The sequence below is a fragment of the Pedobacter ginsengisoli genome (assembly GCF_030244015.1).
GTDB lineage: Bacteria > Bacteroidota > Bacteroidia > Sphingobacteriales > Sphingobacteriaceae > Pedobacter > Pedobacter ginsengisoli.
The window spans coordinates 1,637,233-1,655,469 of record NZ_JASSYX010000001.1 but is presented as its reverse complement, the minus strand read 5'-3'; the positions used below and the strand labels follow the sequence as shown (position 1 = coordinate 1,655,469).

Here is an 18,237-nt window from a genome sequence, read left to right as displayed (position 1 = left end):
CTTTTTTAGTTTGTCTGCATCAGCCCCTCTTTTATTCCGTTCATCGAAATATAGTTATAATTTTCTTCAACAGTTTCTATAAAGCCGGTATGTGCCGATAAGTCCGTGCCCCACAAATTCTCATCTGTTAGAACTGACTTTACATAGGCTGACGTGTCCAGTTTGCTTTTTTCATAGAAATATGCGGCCTGGTCGTCAGTAATTGGGTATTCACGACCTTTAAAATCACCAAAATACTTATCATTCTCTTTCCTGCTGGTTCGCATAAACAATAAAAACGCGGCAAATCCAAAGGCAATATGTGGCGGAACTTTATTGTAAATTTTATAATACTGAACCAGTACCGGCAATATTCTGACCTTGATTTTCATTACATATTGAAACGTGATATTGATCCAAAAGTGCTCAATAAATGGATTGGCAAACCTGTCAAGTACGGATCCGGCAAAAGTGAATGCAACATCCGCTTCTATCTTATAGGGAATGGCCGGAACAATTTCATTTTGCATCACATCGGAGATGTAATTTTTTAAAGTGGTGTCGTTCATCGCTTTATTTACTGTATCGATACCAGACAGGTATGCGATGCCACAAGCCAATGTATGTGAACCGTTTAGCAACCTTACTTTCAGCTCCCGGTAGATCTCGATATCAGGCTTTACAATTACACCTCGGTCAGCTGACTCCAGGTTAAGCAATTCGGAAACCCTTTCATTCCCCTCTATCGCCCATAGGCGGTATGGTTCTGCCATGATCAGCAGGTTATCTTTGTAGCCCAATTCCAATTGCAGTTTTTCTAATGCTGCATGGTCGGGCTTGCCAGGCACGATCCTGTCGACCAGGGAATTGCAGAAGAACACATGTGCTTTTAACCAGGTTGAGAACCCACGTTCCAGGCTGTTAAAAGCTGCAAGTTCATAAACGATGCCTTCCAGCTTCTTTCCGTTTTCAGGAATTAGTTCCGTGGCGATCACCGCGATATCCGAATCAGGCGAATCACCAAGCGCTTTGTAACGCGCATACAATACCGCCAATACTTTTGCGGGAAATGATAAAGGTGGATTAAGTTCAATACTTTCATTGACCAGTTGTATACCCACCTCGGTTGTATTAGAAACAATCACCTGAAGTTCGGTTTTTTTAGCGATTTCAAGTATCGCAGACCAATCCTTATCTGCAGAAAGTACCCTGCTTATCGCAGATGAAATGATGTTTTCAGCTACGGGTTGTCCATTTTCCAGTCCGCGTACACAAATGGTGTAAAGACCGTCCTGGTTTTCAAAATCTTTCAAATCACCTTTGCTGGTCGATTTAACAATTGCTACCCTGCCATTGAATATATTTTTCTTATTGGCTTTATCTATAAAATAATCAGGAAGTCCGCGCAATAAGACCCCGGTACCAAATTGAAGTACTTTCTCCGGCAGCTGCAATAATGAATTGTCAGGGATGGAAACGTTTTCAGCGCTTATGCTTTTTAATGTTTGGTTAGAAAGAATCATATCTCGAATTTCATACAGTCGAAAACAATTCTACATAATTATCCCTAAGAATAAGGCTTTTCCGGCGAAATTATTTACGCAATCGTTATCGCTGAAATGATCTGAATACGTTGAAATTAACCAGAAAATTATCCAAACAGATCACTGCTCAGGTAACGGTCACCCCGATCGCACGCGATAAAAACAATAACACCAGATTCCAGTTCAGCAGCAAGCCTCAATGCACAAGACAAAGCACCCCCACTGCTCATTCCTGCAAAGATCCCTTCTGTTTTGGCCAGTTTCCTCGCTACGTCTGTCGCTTCCTGTTGAGAAACGTCCATAACCCGGTCTACTCTGCCTGGATCAAATATCTTGGGTAAGTAAGCTTCCGGCCATCTGCGAATTCCGGGAATAGAAGAATCTTCTGTAGGCTGACAACCGATGATCTGAACCTTCGGGTTCTGCTCTTTTAAAAACATCGAATTGCCCATAATGCTACCTGTCGTACCCATGGAGCTTACCAAATGGGTGATCTGCCCCTTAGTGTCCTTCCATATCTCAGGGCCGGTAGTCTTATAGTGCGCCAGGTAATTGTCCGGATTTGAGAATTGGTTCAACAGAAAATATCCGGGCTGAAGGCCTTTCTCCTCAGCATAATCCCTGCAGATCTCTATGGATTCCAGCAAAGTGACCTTAGCACCATAAGCTTCCATCGTAAGTGTACGCTCCCTTGTAGAACTGGATGGCATGACCAGCTCTATCTCGAGGTCATAAATGCTGGCGATCATTGCCAGTGCTATACCAGTATTTCCACTGGTTGCTTCAATCAGTTTCGTCCCTTTGTGTATGTCTCCGCGTTCTAAGGCACTCCGGATCATATTGAGTGCAGCCCTGTCCTTCACACTTCCACCAGGATTATTACCTTCCAGTTTGGCATAGATCTTCACGTTGGGATTAGGATTTAGTTTCTGGATCTCGACCAACGGGGTATTTCCAACAAATTCTATGATATTTCCCATGCTTACAGATTTTTGGTCTCTACTTTAATGGCCGACTGATGATAAACGGTGGATCCGGCCGGAACGCTTTTAGTCAGCCATACGTTTCCGCCGATCACGCAATTATGCCCGATTACAGTCTCACCGCCCAATATGGTAGCCCCGGAGTAAATAATGACATGATCCTCTATTGTTGGGTGCCTTTTGGTGTTGGCCATATATTTCTCTACACTCAGCGCACCAAGGGTTACGCCCTGATATAATTTGACATGATTCCCGATCACTGTAGTTTCGCCGATAACCAGGCCGGTACCATGGTCTATATAAAGGTACTCTCCAATGCTGGATGCCGGGTGTATGTCAATTCCGGTTATAGAATGCGCGTATTCGGTAAGTATCCTCGGAATGATCGGAACATCGGCCTCAAGAATGGCATGCGCAATCCTGTATAAAGCAATGGCCAGAAAACCCGGATAGCTCCTGATGATTTCAAATTCACTTTTGGCTGCAGGATCACCTTCCATAATTGCACTGATGTCTGTGTTCATCTTTCTGTACAATTCCGGCAATTGCTCAAATATCTGTGCGGCGATTTGCCCGTTGTCACTGTTCTCACAGGCTTTTGTTGCATTCAGGATATTTACCAATGCGTTCTGCTGCCTGGTAAACAATCTTTTGATCTCATTGATAGAATAATCCGGTGAAGTAACCCGCTCAGGATAGATCAGGTTCATTAATCCGATGGCCCATTCTGCAACCTCTTCGTTGGAAGGCACAGCCTCAATATCACGCTGCTTATTAAATATATGAAGATAAAATTCCTCGCTCATTTTGGTATAGCTGTTTGAAAGTGTAAAAGAAAGAAAATTATTTCCTATTTACGAGTAGTTTTAAGGCAAAAGAACCATCTGACTGTAAAGTTGCTGTAATTTCTCTTCCGGGTCTACACAAAAACCAGGGTGTACCTTTGAGCTTTGCAATACGGTGCTTCTGGTAGCCGTTAACCACCTGAACCTCGAAGCCATATCCAGCTTACCAATTGGGCCTCCTTCTTTGCCGCCCCTGCAAATATTTTCAAATGCATTCAGGTGATGACGCAGCTCCTCCAGATCAATACTGCTGCAAAATAGAGAAAAACGCTGTTCATCCAGTTCTATCCTGGTTTTCAAATACTTTTGCTTCGCGCAATACAGGATCACGCCCACATTCATGAACTCCTCCCGCTCCACTTTGGGCACCAGGCGAATCACCGCATACTCAAATAGATCCTGTTCTTGCATGCTGTGCTTCTTTAACAAAGATTAGAGAATGAGCGATCCTTAATTTGAGGAACTCCGCGTATACCTGCCGGCGCTCTTCAGCAGATTCTTCTTCCAGGTCACGCAATAACCATTCATCCGGAATCAGGGCTACTATGGCATCGATCAACTGGTCATTAAGAATGCCCTTAAACTCAAGATCTACTGCCTCAAGTTCAGTTGCAAAGGGAAGCAGGACATGGTCTTTGACCAGCACAAAAGGTTTTTTAGCCTGCTCTTTCCAGTTTTGCATGGAATGATGAAAATACAGTGCAGCACCGTGGTCTATGAGCCAGAGCTCTTTATGCCAGAACAACATATTGGTGTTGCGTGCCGTGCGGTCCATATTGGTCAGCAGACAATCCAGCCAAACGATCTGTGAAGCTAGTTTTGAATCAATAACCGCTACCGTCGGATCAAATGTGATAGAACCGGAAAGATAATGCAGTGCCAGGTTTAGTCCTACGCTTGCCTTTAGTAAGTCCTGGATCTCTTCATCAGGTTCTGTACGGCCAAAAGCCTCATCTAAATTTGCAAAGACAAGCTCCGGGACTTTAAAGCCTAAAGCCCGGGCGATCTCTCCGCCAATAAGTTCAGCGATCAGAGCCTTCATACCTTGCCCTGCGCCGCGAAACTTCAATACATATAAGAATCCGTCGTCTGCTTCCGCGATCGCCGGCATAGAACCGCCCTCACGCAAAGGTGTTACATAACGGATCACACTGACTGTCCTCAACGGAGGAACGCTATTCTTCATAGCGCCAAAGTTACAATTTCTTTATAAAAACCGCGCCGTTAGAATCATTGCTGATATCTCCTCTCACCATAGCTTTTACAGTAAACTCAGCTCCGGTTTCATATTCTTTGATGCTGAATTTGTACAAGTTATTTTGCTGTGAACCTCCCGTAAAACCATCATGTACATCTTCGGTAACCTTAATGCCGTTCTTATAGACTTCTACAGATTTAATCTCAAGACGTGAATCTCCGTCTGTATACCAAAATGCGACCTGATAATTACCATTGCCGCTTATCTTACCGGAAGCATTCATTTCAAATAACCCGAATTCCTTTCCCTTAATCTTGGATGGTATCCATTCTCCGATCAGTTCGCCGTAATTTTTAAACTGTTCATATTTCTCAGGAAAATAAAACGGCAAGGAATATACATTGCGATTTACTACAGTAACGGCGCTAAAATCGCTTAATTGTTTGACTTTTACCGGCTGAGTATATATGGCTGAATACGCCGTAGCCCTCGTTCCATCGGTACTATACCTGATTTGTGCTCCATCCACCATATTCTCCAGTTTCAATACATATCCATCTGCAGCCTTTTCATTGCTGACCAGCTTTGGTTGCGGCACTCTATAGCCATATCCGGCATGGTCGTAGCGTTCATACTGACTGCGCATCCGCTGTTCAAAACCTGTCCAGCTTTGCCGTGCAACAGGTGTCCAGCACACCTCTGCCATAGCGGCCATTCGCGGAAAACTCAGATAATCAAAATACTTTTCAGAACGGTTTTCATTGAGCGGCGGAATTTCCTGCAGCAAAGTACCATGGATAAACTGATCAGACCAGAGTGCTGCGCTGGCACCCAATATCTGCGGGCGGTATTTTTCATCCATGCCTTTCAGCATAGGATTTAACTGGTATACCTTTTCCAATGGAATGGGTGACCGCCATCCCGCGGCTTTTACCTCACCCGGGATCTTGCTTTCCGGAAAATCAAAGTAAGAGTATTCGGTCAGGGTCATCACCGTATAGTGACCGTCTTCCACTGCTTTGAACGCTTTTTTCTGGTCATTCCAAATCATCCCCACAGCTTTATCTGTCAATCCGTCTTCTATGATCTCATTCCAGCCAACAATGGTTTTATCATATTTCGATACCATTTTTTGCACCCTCTGGTTAAAATATACCTGCAGCTCCTTTTCTGTTTTCAAGCCCAGGTCCGTTTTGCGCTTCTGGCAATGCGGACAAGCCTTCCAGCGATCATAATTGGCCTCATCACCGCCAATGTGAATATACTTTGAAGGAAATAACGCAAACGTTTCTTTAAATACATCTGCCATAAAATCAAAGGTAGACTCCTTACCCACGCAAAGAATCTCTTTGCTTATAGAATGCTGGGTTTGTACTACATATTGTTCACCTGTGCAGGATAAAAATGGATAAGCGGCAATTGAAGAAAGTGTATGCGCAGGAATCTCTATCTCAGGGATGATATCTACATTTCTTAAACTGGCGTAAGCCACCATTTCTTTAATGTCTTCCTGTGTATAGTAGCCACCTGTACGCTCAGCACCCTCACCTCTCCATGCCCCCACAGATGTTAGTTTAGGGTATTTTTTAATCTCCAGCCGCCAGCCAGCATCATCTACCAGGTGCAGGTGAAGTACATTCATTTTATACATAGACATCATGTCTATAAACTTTAGTACATAATCTTTGCTGAAAAAATAGCGGGAAACATCCAGCATCATACCACGCCAGCCCCACAATGGCGCATCTTCTATCTCTGCACCTCTGATCTTCCAGTTCATTCCCTTTTGGCGTGTCTTGTCGTGGATAGCTGCCGGTAGCATCTGAAGCAAAGTTTGGGTACCATAGAATACACCTGCGGCGGTTGAGCCGCTCAAAACAACAGCATTATTCTTTACGCTGAGCCGATAACCTTCTTTATTGGCGGCCAAAGATTTATCAAACTTCAAAATGATACCATTCTGTACACCCGGCTTTGACTGGATCATCTCGAAATCAAATCCGGTAGCAGGCGACAACGCGGCATTCAGTAATTCAGCCTGCGCTTTTAAGCCCTTTTCATAATAGATTTTTGTATTTCTTACAACAGTAAATGAAGTTCCGTTTTCAGTAATCTGCTTTGGCAGGGGTACGATATTTAACTGGGCAGATGCTGATAGTACTGAGAGTATAAACGCGCAGCATAACATTAATTTGTTCATTGTGGTCATAGTGTTATAGTTGATCTACACAATGATAATCAAATAATTAACCACAGAGAATTTTAGAAACCGGGAAAGTTTGAACAACCGTTTGCATAAGACCTGTACCGGTTATAAATGCAGTGCCACTTTATCTTTATAGAGCTCCACGACTTTATCAAAACAGATCTTCAGCCATTCTGTATATTCATTGGGATGCTTGTCAATATCTGTTTTTAACGCATCCATGCTGATATACCTGAAATCTGAAACTTCTTCAGCATTGGGTACGGGAAAATCATTGCTTACTCCAAAATACACATGATCATATTCATTCTCAGAAAGGGATTCGTTTACAATAGCCTGATACGTAAAACTAAACCCATATTTCAGCTCACAATGCATGCCCATTTCCTCATAAAGTCTCCTGTTTGCGGCAGCCAGGGTATCCTCACCCGACCGCGGATGACTGCAGCAGGTATTGGTCCATTTGCCGCCGGAATGATATTTATCTAAAGCACGTTGCTGCAGCAGCAGCTCACCTTTGTCATTGAAGATGAAGACAGAAAATGCACGATGAAGCCTGCCCTTTAAATGTGCCTCCATCTTTTGCATAGTGCCTATCTCATTGTCCTGCTCATCCACTAAAATTACCCGTTCCGTCATTGTTGTCATTTGTGTGTATGCAAAAATAGCTGATAAAATAATAACGTTTATAATATCCTTTTCATTTTACAGCAATAAGAAGTTTATTGTCCATCTGTCTTATATTGCCGCAAAATTTGCAAACGCGGAAAACATAATCCACTGTTAATCGTTTTTAATTACAATACGCTAAAGCAAAAACGAATGGAAAATCGGTTTAAAAATCATGATCAGGAAAAAGTTACCGGCCATGACAAACAAACAGTAATTCTTGATGAGTCGCTCACCGCGGAAACTGATGAGCTGGATCCTGCTTTTGGTGGCCGGACCGACCCTGAAGACGATGAAGATCTTCTTGAAGACGACGATGATCTGTTTCCTATTGAAGAAGATTTGCAGGGCGATGATTTTGAACCGGATGAAGAACCGGCATTTGGCGAGGATGAAGATGATGAGTACTGACCCCGGGTATCACTATATCGTCACTTAAATGTATTTAAATGGCCATCCGGGCCGATATAAACCGAGGCAGCCGGGATGTGCTCTGCATGAGAAAAAGACCGAAGGTAGGCCGCCTTGTAACCGGAAAGAGATTTAATCTTGTGCTGTTTAAGTAAACTCTGATATAAACCAAGTGATGACCATCCATTTCCGGGATTTAGTATTAAATCCATTTTATATACCCGCTCTGCATCAGCTGGCTTGTTCTGCTTTAAGAGATATGCTCCTAAAAATTGCCTGGCGGGAATGGGCCAGTCCATCGGCTCGGAATAGATCATCTGGTCTTCAATCTTTATAGCTTCATTGAGGCTCTTAATGCCCTCAGCATTTCTTTTCTGATCGAACAAAATAACGGCATTTAAAATATATTCCGCAACCAGCGCACCTTGCAGCGTTGTATTAAAAGGAATGCGCCGCTTCTTTAAAACGGGATCTTTTATTTTATCGCGCAGCTGAACAAGCTGGCTGGTAGCCGAATCCTGCCTCCCGGTATAAATATAGGCCAGTCCTCTGGCAAAATTACTAAGTATTCCTGCATAAGGCCAGGCCCGGTCTGGTTGCACGGTATCTTTCAATATTTCATCCCATCTGCCCAGCCTGACCTGCGTAAAGACCGGCATCATGTACAAATACTGGGCATAAGTATCTTCATAAATAGGCGAAACACTTTTTCTGCACCGCAGGGCATCCTGTATCCCTTTGGTATACATTCCCCCGGTAAGTCCGCAAAAGGCCTGCACCGCGAAATAGTGAGAGGAATGTTTATTCAGCGAAAGATTTTTCGCCAGTGAGTCATATCGTACAAGGTTTGCATCAGCCTGGTCATTTGCATCTACACCGAGTGAATACCATCCGTTTCTCTGATACACATGACTCGACATATGGACCATATGAGCCACACCTGGAAAAAGATCTTTCAGCAGTTGTGCATTAGGAAGCGCTCTTTCGGGCCGGCGGGAGGCCTCCGTCAAATGTATATAATAATGCAAGGCTCCGGGATGTTTTGGTTTTGTCTGCAACAAATTTTCACACAAGGCTACTATTTCTGGCGTCCACTCTTTTGCCGAACCATCACTGTTCCAGAAATCCCAGGGATGAATCAGCATTACAGCGTCTATGTAAAGCGCTTTAATGTCCGCGTCCTGCGCATATACAGACATAAGAGCGCTCATCCCATTCGCGTAAGCCATGTTTAACTTCGCTTTATCCTTATCAGCGGTAGAATACCTGAGGTTCATGACTTTAACTAATGCGCTTTCTTTTGCTGACGAACTATTGGTTGCGGCTTGGTTCATAAGTTTCAAAACCTCAGCAATGTTCTCGGGAATTACATAATTATGCGCAGAATTATAGTATGGCCCCATAGCAAGTGCTTGTCCCCAGTAGGCCATAGCGCAGTGGGGATCGAAACGGGCCGATTCCTTGAAAGAAGCAAGGGCTTCTTTCATATGGTAGCTGTAATACATATTTAATCCCTGGTCAAAATAAATCTGGGCACTGTCACTGGTGGTGGATATAAGGTAAGAATAGCGACCCCAGCCTGGCAGCTGCGCGATAAATTTGCCGTTATCTGCTATATCAATACGCTCTGCAGAAGAGAATGAGCCGCACATGGTTACCTTTGCATTCCAGTATTCAAGTGTATTTGAAGACTTTTTAAGAGGGGAACCATATCTGTGTGTACCCGTAAAAAAAAGGCAGAATGTGCAAAACAACAGTATTGTTTTCATAAGAATGATATTAACGGACCACCAGTTCCGAAGTAAAACACGCATAAATATACCAAACAATAGTTATATTCTTAAAAATGATGCGTATAGCCGTCTGAGAATGAGGTTTTAAGACCAAATCTTTTAACCATTAAATTATCCGTATCTTTACATCTTACATAGATTTGTGATATGAGTGATTATAGTGAACTGATGCAGATTGATAAAAATTCCGGCAAAATAAGAGACCTTGAAGTAGCCCTGGCGCGTGTTGAAGTGACCTATTTACACTGGCTGAACAAACGCGAAAGCATCCTCACCGGTGAGAAACCAGATAAGCTGGGCAATTACTTCCGTTACTTCTATACCGAAAAAGGCATTCAGTTCTATGTAAAGGATAATCTTCCCCAGGAAATCAAAAACGCTTGCTGGTCTGCCTATAAAGGTATATTCGGAACTAGTTAGTTGAGGTAATGAGCTTTATCACACCGTTTACCTTAACCTTCACTTTGGAAGGCTTAGGAGACGAAATGGTGTACTCCTGTACTTTACCATCTTTCCAGCTCATACTTACTGTGTAATTGCCTCTTGCTTTCAGACCTTTGACTGAGCCAGAGCTTTTCCAGGCATCCGGTATCGCGGGCAACAGGTCGATAAAACCATCATGACTTTGCAGCAACATTTCAGCGATGCCTGCTTCAGCACCAAAATTACCATCTATCTGGAATGGGGGGCCTGCCGAAAGCATATTCGGATAAACTCCGCCGCCTGCGCCATAGTTGATATCTGTCCTCGACGTTGGTTTCAATATTTCCCTGAGTAACTTAAATGCGCGATTGCCATCCTGCAGACGTGCCCAGAACAATACCTTGTAGGCGATCGTCCAGCTCGGACCGTCATCTCCTCTTACTTCCAATGTTTTTTTTGCTGCTTCTGCCAGTGCTGGTGTAGCAGTAGGTGTAATTAATGATGCCGGGTATAACCCCCAGAGATGAGAAATGTGGCGGTGCTGCGGATCGGTTTCCTTATAATCTTCCAGCCACTCCTGGATGCGTCCGCTTTTGCTGATTACACCGGGAGGGGGTATGGATGTCAATTTATCTTGTAACACCTTTCTAAATTCAGGATCTACGTTCAGCATTTTAGAGGCGGCAATTACATTATTGAACAGATCCCTGACAATCTGGTTGTCAATCGTTGGTCCCATAGAAACATTGGCCGTCTTGCCGTTTGGCAGGTAGAAGGAGTTCTCCGGCGAGACTGAAGGTGAAGTAACCCACCAGCCCGATTTGAGATCTTTTACCAGCGCATTGTTGTAAAACTGTGCGGATCCTTTTAAAACGGGATAAATCCGCTTCAGATAGGTTTTATCCTGAGAGAAGGCATAATGCTCCCATAGGTTGTTGCATAACCAGCCGGAACCCGCATTGGCAACGCCCCATGATGCGCTTTCACCCGGCTCTGTAAACCCCCATACATTGGTGATTACGTGTGCGATCCATCCGTCTGCATTATAATAAGCTTTAGCTGTTTTCCTGCCTGGCTCTACCAGCCCCTCAACCAATTCTGCAAGTGGTAAATTGAGTTCTGAAAGGTTAGTGACTTCTACCGGCCAGTGGTTCATCTGCACATTTACATCCAGATGGTAGTCACCGTTCCAGGGTGTATTGATCTCTTTGGCCCATAAGCCCTGTAAGTTTGGCGGCAACAGCCCTACCCTGGTACTGCTAATGGTCAGGTAACGGCCAAACTGCATAAATAATGCAGCTAGTCCGGGATCATCCTGGAAATTTTTGTAAAACAGATCCAGTCTTTTGTTTGTTGGCAGATTTGAAGAAATCCCTTGTCCAAGATCTATGCTAACCCGCTTAAAGAGTTTTCCAAAATTGGCAATGTGTTTGGCTTCTTGTAGTTCATATGGCTTTCTAATTGCCGCACTCAGTAATTTGGCTGTCGCAGTTTTATAAGAAAACCCTTTGAAATCGGTGCCCGCAGATACATAAATAACGAGTTCCGTAGCATTTTTTACAATCAGTGAGTTTTCATCTGCGGCTACAGTTCCATCTTTTGTCTTCGTCCGGATGCGGGTCAGGTATTGCATGCCCTTTCCGTCGGTGCCGTTGTCCAGCTGGCCATACATCTGCAGTTCTTGACCTTCTGTCTTTACCGCAAATCTTTCTGCCCGTTTTATGCTGATCTTACAGTTTAATTTCCCGGCCTGATCGGCAGTGATCCTGATCACATCTACGTCATCATCAAAACTGGTGAAATAGGTTCTTTTATAATTTACCCCATTAAGCTTAAAAGTAGTGGTAGCCAATGCATTATCTAAAGAAAGTTCTCGATGATAGTGTTGCGGTTGGGCTGCTGTATTTCCATAATCATATTCGATTTCCAAATCACCAAGCGTCTGGTATTTGCCCCATTGCACACCACCGGAACCGGGACCTTTACAGACAAAATTTTTATTGACCAGGTCCTGTGCCTCTTCATTTTTGCCTTCAGCAATCAGTTTGCGGATGGCAGGCAGACTCTTATAGGCCTCGTAGTTATTGGCATCCTGAGGAGAACCCGACCATAATGTAATGTCGTTTAATACGATCTTTTCCTTGTACACCCCACCGTCAGGTGTCATGCCTAATCTTCCATTGCCCAATGGCAAAGTTTCCTCCCAAACTCTGGCAGGTTGCTCATACCACAGGTTGAGTGGCTTTTGCTGCGCCTGCGAACTATTGTATAACAGATAAGTTACCGCGATGAAGAGTAGTTGCTTTTTGACCATTGGGAATCAGGATACGATTTAATTTGGTTATTATTTAGAGTAAAAATATTGTTTATTGAGGGAATTGAAATGGATTAAGCTAGATAAATGATGGATTATTTAACTTAAAATTATGTATTAACTATATTATAATTATATCAATGACCCTGTTATCACCCTGTTAAGACCCTGTTACTACCTTATTAAAATATTGTTAGTTTCAAACAGCAATACTACCCTATCTTAACGGTTGTGCTCTGAGTTGATTTTGTGTATCCCTAAATAGAACCCCTTGAATCAGGCTTCCTTTTTGGCTCTATGGCCAGGGCAACGATATTTTGCCATCATTAAACAAATAATGCTCAATGATGGCAAATATAGAATATTAACGGTCTTTTATGTTAATGGCTGTAACCTTTCCAGCGGCTTCAGCAAAGACGATGAACACATCATGCTTTCCGGCTGAACTGACCAGATCAGCTGAAGTCTTCTGCCCATCAACGGAAGCGGCCGAATGACCGATTACCTTTCCGTCTGCAGCATCAAGTCTTACTTCAAAAGCACCTGATGCTTTCTTGTCGGTACCAGCCAGTTCAAGCTTTTTGATACCGGTCAGGTCAATATTTTTCAATTGAATAAACGATCCTTTTTCTTTAGGCGTAGCCACAGATTTATTACCGTTGAAATCTATTCCGTCAAAAGCGTCCGCATTTGCAACAAGTAAAGTCGGATTACGCAACACAACAATACTTTCCCCCGTCTGTGCGGGTGCAAGTTTCGAACCACGGTCTTTATACGCAGCCCTGAAAATAAATGAGCCTTTGTTGGTTTGTCCGAGCTGCTCATGAGTCGTGTAGCTTCCTGTAACCGGAAGATTCTTAGCTGCGGCCTTTTTTTCGCTCAGGCTCAGTACATATTTAATGATCGAACTGACCTCCGCTGTAGACATGCCAGTATGGGCAGGCATCATTGCATCACCCCATACACCTGAACCCCCGTTGATTACTTTTTTAGTCAGCGTTTCTTCTGCAGTTTTGCTGCCTTTGTATTTTAACGCCACTTCAGTAAATGAAGGCCCGAGTGACCGTGTATCTACCGTATGACAGGCATTACAATCACTTTTCCTGATCAATGCCTTAGCTCCCGCAAACTGCGCACCGACATCCTGCTTGTTTTGATTCTGGGCGACAACGGTCATATCATAACCTTCTGACAGATAGTTGATAGAAACAGAAACCTGTGAAGGAAGGATTTTTTTATTTGCGAGGCTGCCGTCTTCTTTATCAGTTACACTTACAGCATAATTAATAGTATTGCCTGGAAAAAAGAAACTGGTGTTGCCCTTTGTGAAGTTAAAATTAACTACCGGCACGGCATTTCCAGCCGAGATCTCTACAGACTTGCTGTTCCTGGCACCTGAAGGATCGGTCACAGTCAGGGTTGCCTTATAAACACCTGCGGTACTTAATAATATCTCCGGATTGGCAGCAGTCTTTGTCTGAACAAGCTTTCCATTCTTAGTGATCTTCCAGTTGTAAGTCAGCGGATCGCCGTCAGAATCTGACGTTCCGGCAGATGACAATTGCACTTTTAAAGGAAGCGGTCCTGCAACTTTATTGGCTGTCGCCTGTACTTCAGGCTTGCGGTTGCCCCCGTTAAATTCTATCTTGATTAGCTCTGCCTCGGGAAGGTCCTTGAAATAACCGTTGCCATATTCCATAATGTACAAACTGCCATCAGGCCCGAATTTCATATCAATAGGCCCGCGCAAGGTCAGGTTAGGCAAAAAGCGCTCCATAGAAATGAATTTACCTTCATCATCAAAAGTAACAGCCAGGATCCAGCCCCTCACCCAGTCGGTGATCAGCCATTTGCCCTCATAATATGCAGGGAAAAGATATTTCGCATTTTTAAAATCAGCAGCGTGAAATATAGGGCCGCCAACGGCACTGCGGCCGCCACTACCCATCTCCGGGAACTGCTCACTTACTGCATACGGATACCAGATAAACGGATCAGTGGCAGGTGGTAAAACGTTCAATCCCGTATTGTTGGGAGAATTGTTGGTTGGCTTTAGCGGGTCCCACCAGGCGCCGGATTCCTTTGTCGCAAAATTGTAGTAGCGATAAGCTTCCTTGCCGTTAAAATATGGCCAGCCATAGTTCCCGGCTTTTTTTGCAATATTAAATTCGTCATAAGACCTCGGCCCCCTCAGATCCGACGAGTTTGAACCATCAGGACCAACTTCACCCCAAAAAAGCCAGCCATTTTTGCTGTCTATTGTCAATCTCCAGGGATTCCTGTTGCCCATGGTATAGATCTCAGGACGTGTCTTAGGAGTACCTTTGGGAAATAGATTTCCTTCAGGAATGGTGTAGCTGCCATCCGGTTCAGGATGGATGCGCAGGATCTTTCCCCTCAGGTCATTGGTATTTCCTGAAGACTTTTGTGCGTCACGCGGGCCTTCTCCAGCGCGTTCATCAATTGGGGTAAACCCATCAGACGACCTCGAGAAAGTATTGTCGCCTGTAGTCAGGTAAAGGTTTTTGTCCTTATCAAAGAGCATACCCCCGCCGACATGACAGCATTCTTCACGCTGTACAACCACGTCCAGTACTTTCTTTTCTGTAGCCATATTCAGCTTTCCACCAGCCCATGTGAACCTGGAAAGCCTGTTTACCGATTCCTCCTTTGGAGAATAATAAATGTAGATCCAATGGTTCTTTGCATAATCAGGATCAAGGATCACACCCTGTAATCCGTCTTCACCCTCAGAATGCTCACCGCTTTTGCTTACATATTCCCTGCTGACATTGAACTCAGCAACTACTACCATCTTGCCCGTGGCAGGATCATAAAGCTTTAGTTTTCCTTTACGCTCAGCGTACAGTACTTTTCCCCCGTCAAGGATCTGGAATTGCATTGGTTCTTCCAGTTTTTGCTGAAGTACAACTTTAGTAAACCTGTTTTCATCAGGTTTAGCTGCAGTTTGTCCGTTCGCTATATATGCCGAAACCAATAACAGCGAAAGTGCTGTTATTGGTTTCCAGAATGATAACTTGATCATGTGTGTGTTTTACTAGTTGGTTTTTGTTACAAGGTTACGGAAATTGACAACGCTTGCGGCTACATCTGCACTGTTACTTAGCCAGTTGTATTCGTATTCTGCGGAGATCGCTCCTTTAAAATTTTGTCTTTTCAGCTCGGCGATAACAGCAGGAATGTCGGAAACCCCTTCTCCCCAGTGCACATCATGACCACCTTTGCCTTTTTCATGAAGGTCTTTCATATGCGAGTGCAGAACATGACCCTCCAGTTTCTTAAGACATTCTACAGGATCCAGTCCTGAACGTACCCAGTGACCTATATCGGCACATGCACCAATACGTTTGCTTTGTCCTTTTATTGCATTTAATACAATATCAGGATTCCAGTAATGCGACGGGTCCGGATGGTTATGGATCGCCACATTGATCTGGTATTGATCAGCTAATTTTGAAAGCAATGGAATGTCTTTTTCATTTGGTTCCGAAGTGATGGTGTGAATACCCATAGCTTTGCAGAATTCAAACAATTTAACCCAGTCTGCCTCACTATTGGCACCGGTCACGCCAAAGGCAACAACTTTTACATTGTTTGCTTTCAACATTTCAAGGACCGCTTTCCGTTTCGCATCGTCCATATCAGGTCCCATTGTTCCTTCTATGCCGCCACCGATCTTCTGTCCTGGAAATGCTTCCACATATCTCAGGTTACAGCTGTCAATCTTCTTTATCGCCTCGGCGAAAGTAAACATTCTGAAAGTGTAAGCCTGAGATCCAAGCTCCCATCCCAGCTTGCTTTCAGGGTTTTTGGCACTTGATCCGCTTTTATTAGAATTCATGCTTTTGCAAGCACCCAGGATCAGCAGCAAGCACAATCCTGAAAAAATTTTACGGGTTAGGTTCATCGATTTAGGTGTAGTAATAGTTTGTGTTTTAAAATTCATTTGTGTGAAAATTTGGTTATTGCCAGAGGTAAAACTATCGATTATAATTTATGCCTAAATGGATAAACTGAGTAAAAGAATGGATATTTAGCTCCTGCGCCACTAATATAGAATTTTTAAAACAACACACAACCTATGTAATACAAATATTAACTACCTGACTTATAGTGATAATATGCTCTTCCCGCCGGAGCAGCATCGCCATTTATCCAGAAATCCATAATGTCATTGTCTGACTTAGTGTTATCTTGACACTTAAAGCCAAAATTTAACACCTCTTTTACCCCCAATAGTGAACGGGGAATCTTCAGCTCCAGCTGGTTTGATTTTACTGCATAGTCCAGTTCACCTGCAGCCTCCCAATTCCAACCAAAATCCGTCTTTTCCAAATATGCTTTTTGTTTTGGCGCGGTTCTGTTGATGACAAAGTCGTATCCCTCCCAGCCGGTATTTTTGTCCAGATCAATATCGATAAAGATGCGCATCCAGGCAGGATCTGTCTTGGGAGTCATGGGCGCCGCAGTTTCTATGTAGAAGTAAACATAATCTTTATCCCTTGCCACTTTTGCCGCGACGATGTCATTTCGGCCGCTGTTGTTTACATACCGTAAGTTTCCCCATCCCCTGCTGTCACGGTGCAGGGTACTTCCTTTGTAACTGCTGTACTTTGGAGAAACAGCTTCCCATTCTTTGAACTCTCCATCAACAGAGATACGAACAGGACCTGACACCTTTTGGGGTTTCGGCATCCCTTTAAACCTGCGGATGTTTGCGATCATCTGGTAGTAATAATTGTCACCATGTCCGCCTTTCATCATTTCAATATCCCTGCTGCCTTCCTGATCGAACTCATCCGGAAAAGCATTGGTCTGCTTTCCCCACGATTCTGCACGACCAGCTATCCATTCATTCCATCCGGTGATGAAGATGAATTCGGGATCAATCTCCAGTGCCCTTTCCCACTGCTCCTGAAAATTGTATCCGTAATTTACAGCTCCGGGTGCTCTGATCAGGCCCTTTTGAGCCGTATAGCTTCTGCCGAAAGACCCTGGAGCATTCATTGCAGTTAGCCCCCGTTCCTTTGACCAGTTTTGAGCTACGCCGACAACAGCCTGCTCAAAACCTGTACTTGTTTTCACAAAGCCATGTTGAGGATAGATCTCCAGCCAGCCCCAGTGGTCTTTTCTTTCAGGTCCTTTATCATAAACCGGCTGTCCGGGGCGAAAAGTAAAGAAATTGCGCATTTCTGTATCAGTGGCAATTTCCGGGTAGGCCATGATCAGCGGCTTTCCCTTCCAGTTGAAGCAGAGATCTGTATACAACCCTTTTTTATAAAGATCATTATAGAGTGCTGTGATAATTTCTTTTGCACCGGAAGAGGGACCGAAAGGCAGCATGAAGGCGATCTGCGGCGTCCGTACCCCATCTTTTCTGGCCTTTGTGAACACTTCACAGAGTTTCATATAAGACTCCTCCCAGGTGAAATTCCCATTGGTGCAGTCAAAGATGATCACATCTACTGCGGCATCTGCAAGCATTTCGGCGTGTTTGCGCAATACCCACTCATCTGTATTTATATAATATCCAAACAAAGGTTCCGACCAAAACCAGGGACTATTCTTCTTCGGCCAGATGGGATTATTGTAATCTTCTTTTGCTTTAGGATCCCGGGCAAGATATTCAGTGGTATTGAATGGTGCATTGTTTTTACTTTGCTGTGTATGCCAGGTCCAATAGAACAATCCGACAAATTTGTCTTTCCTTAAGTCGCCAACTTCTTCATAAGTGGGCAATTTCCTTCCGAGGGCATCAATGGCGCCGAAGCCGGAACACGCGGATTGTGAATAACACTGCAAACTCATTGCAGCAAATAATATGGTGACGAATGCCTTTAGTGATCTCATC

General features: G+C 43.9%; 14 protein-coding genes. 2 read left to right on the top strand and 12 right to left on the bottom strand.

Annotated elements, in window-relative coordinates; translation table 11 throughout:
• Window positions 1–5: 5 nt before the first annotated feature.
• The 7 genes from QEP08_RS07175 to idi all read right to left on the bottom strand — a co-directional run bounded on the left by QEP08_RS07175 (window position 6) and on the right by idi (window position 7,394).
• Window positions 6–1,502 carry a tagaturonate reductase gene (locus tag QEP08_RS07175; protein ID WP_285056864.1) on the bottom strand — a complete coding sequence of 499 codons (1,497 nt, stop codon included), beginning with the start codon at window positions 1,500–1,502 and terminating at the stop codon, window positions 6–8.
• 128 nt (window positions 1,503–1,630) lie between these two features.
• Window positions 1,631–2,503, bottom strand: a complete 873-nt coding sequence (gene cysM / locus QEP08_RS07170) for a cysteine synthase CysM (protein WP_285056863.1) — start codon at window positions 2,501–2,503, stop codon at window positions 1,631–1,633.
• Window positions 2,504–2,505: 2 nt separating this feature from the next.
• On the bottom strand, window positions 2,506–3,312 hold the full coding sequence (gene epsC, locus QEP08_RS07165; RefSeq protein WP_285056861.1) for a serine O-acetyltransferase EpsC: 807 nt from the start codon (window positions 3,310–3,312) through the stop codon (window positions 2,506–2,508).
• 60 nt (window positions 3,313–3,372) lie between these two features.
• Entirely contained in the window at window positions 3,373–3,762 is a 390-nt protein-coding gene (locus QEP08_RS07160; protein WP_285056859.1) for a DUF3037 domain-containing protein, read from the bottom strand.
• Window positions 3,740–4,537, bottom strand: coding sequence for a HipA family kinase (locus QEP08_RS07155; RefSeq protein ID WP_285056857.1), 798 nt, complete (start codon window positions 4,535–4,537; stop codon window positions 3,740–3,742). Before QEP08_RS07155 ends, QEP08_RS07160 begins: the two co-directional genes overlap by 23 nt.
• A 10-nt stretch (window positions 4,538–4,547) precedes the next feature.
• Window positions 4,548–6,749, bottom strand: coding sequence for a beta-N-acetylhexosaminidase (locus tag QEP08_RS07150; protein WP_285056855.1), 2,202 nt, complete (start codon window positions 6,747–6,749; stop codon window positions 4,548–4,550).
• 111 nt (window positions 6,750–6,860) lie between these two features.
• The gene (gene idi / locus QEP08_RS07145; RefSeq protein WP_285056854.1) at window positions 6,861–7,394 is read right to left on the bottom strand and encodes an isopentenyl-diphosphate Delta-isomerase; all 534 of its coding nucleotides are present in this window, start codon (window positions 7,392–7,394) and stop codon (window positions 6,861–6,863) included.
• 183 nt (window positions 7,395–7,577) lie between these two features.
• Between idi and QEP08_RS07140 the strand changes: the two genes are divergently transcribed.
• The gene (locus tag QEP08_RS07140; RefSeq protein ID WP_285056852.1) at window positions 7,578–7,835 is read left to right on the top strand and encodes a hypothetical protein; all 258 of its coding nucleotides are present in this window, start codon (window positions 7,578–7,580) and stop codon (window positions 7,833–7,835) included.
• Window positions 7,836–7,855: 20 nt separating this feature from the next.
• Here QEP08_RS07140 and QEP08_RS07135 read toward each other — a convergent pair whose 3' ends face one another.
• Window positions 7,856–9,604, bottom strand: coding sequence for a tetratricopeptide repeat protein (locus tag QEP08_RS07135; RefSeq protein WP_285056850.1), 1,749 nt, complete (start codon window positions 9,602–9,604; stop codon window positions 7,856–7,858).
• Window positions 9,605–9,775: 171 nt separating this feature from the next.
• On the opposite strand from QEP08_RS07135, the gene QEP08_RS07130 reads away from it, so the two are divergent.
• Window positions 9,776–10,048 carry a hypothetical protein gene (locus QEP08_RS07130; RefSeq protein WP_285056849.1) on the top strand — a complete coding sequence of 91 codons (273 nt, stop codon included), beginning with the start codon at window positions 9,776–9,778 and terminating at the stop codon, window positions 10,046–10,048.
• Here the strand turns inward: QEP08_RS07130 and QEP08_RS07125 are convergent.
• The 4 genes from QEP08_RS07125 to QEP08_RS07110 all read right to left on the bottom strand — a co-directional run bounded on the left by QEP08_RS07125 (window position 10,041) and on the right by QEP08_RS07110 (window position 18,236).
• Window positions 10,041–12,365 carry a glycoside hydrolase family 95 protein gene (locus tag QEP08_RS07125; protein ID WP_285056847.1) on the bottom strand — a complete coding sequence of 775 codons (2,325 nt, stop codon included), beginning with the start codon at window positions 12,363–12,365 and terminating at the stop codon, window positions 10,041–10,043. The genes QEP08_RS07130 and QEP08_RS07125 overlap by 8 nt on opposite strands.
• A gap of 364 nt (window positions 12,366–12,729) precedes the next feature.
• On the bottom strand, window positions 12,730–15,411 hold the full coding sequence (locus QEP08_RS07120; protein ID WP_285056845.1) for a PQQ-dependent sugar dehydrogenase: 2,682 nt from the start codon (window positions 15,409–15,411) through the stop codon (window positions 12,730–12,732).
• Window positions 15,412–15,423: 12 nt separating this feature from the next.
• Window positions 15,424–16,332, bottom strand: coding sequence for a sugar phosphate isomerase/epimerase family protein (locus tag QEP08_RS07115; protein WP_285056843.1), 909 nt, complete (start codon window positions 16,330–16,332; stop codon window positions 15,424–15,426).
• 149 nt (window positions 16,333–16,481) lie between these two features.
• Entirely contained in the window at window positions 16,482–18,236 is a 1,755-nt protein-coding gene (locus tag QEP08_RS07110; RefSeq protein WP_285056841.1) for a glycoside hydrolase family 71/99 protein, read from the bottom strand.
• Window position 18,237 lies beyond the last annotated feature (1 nt).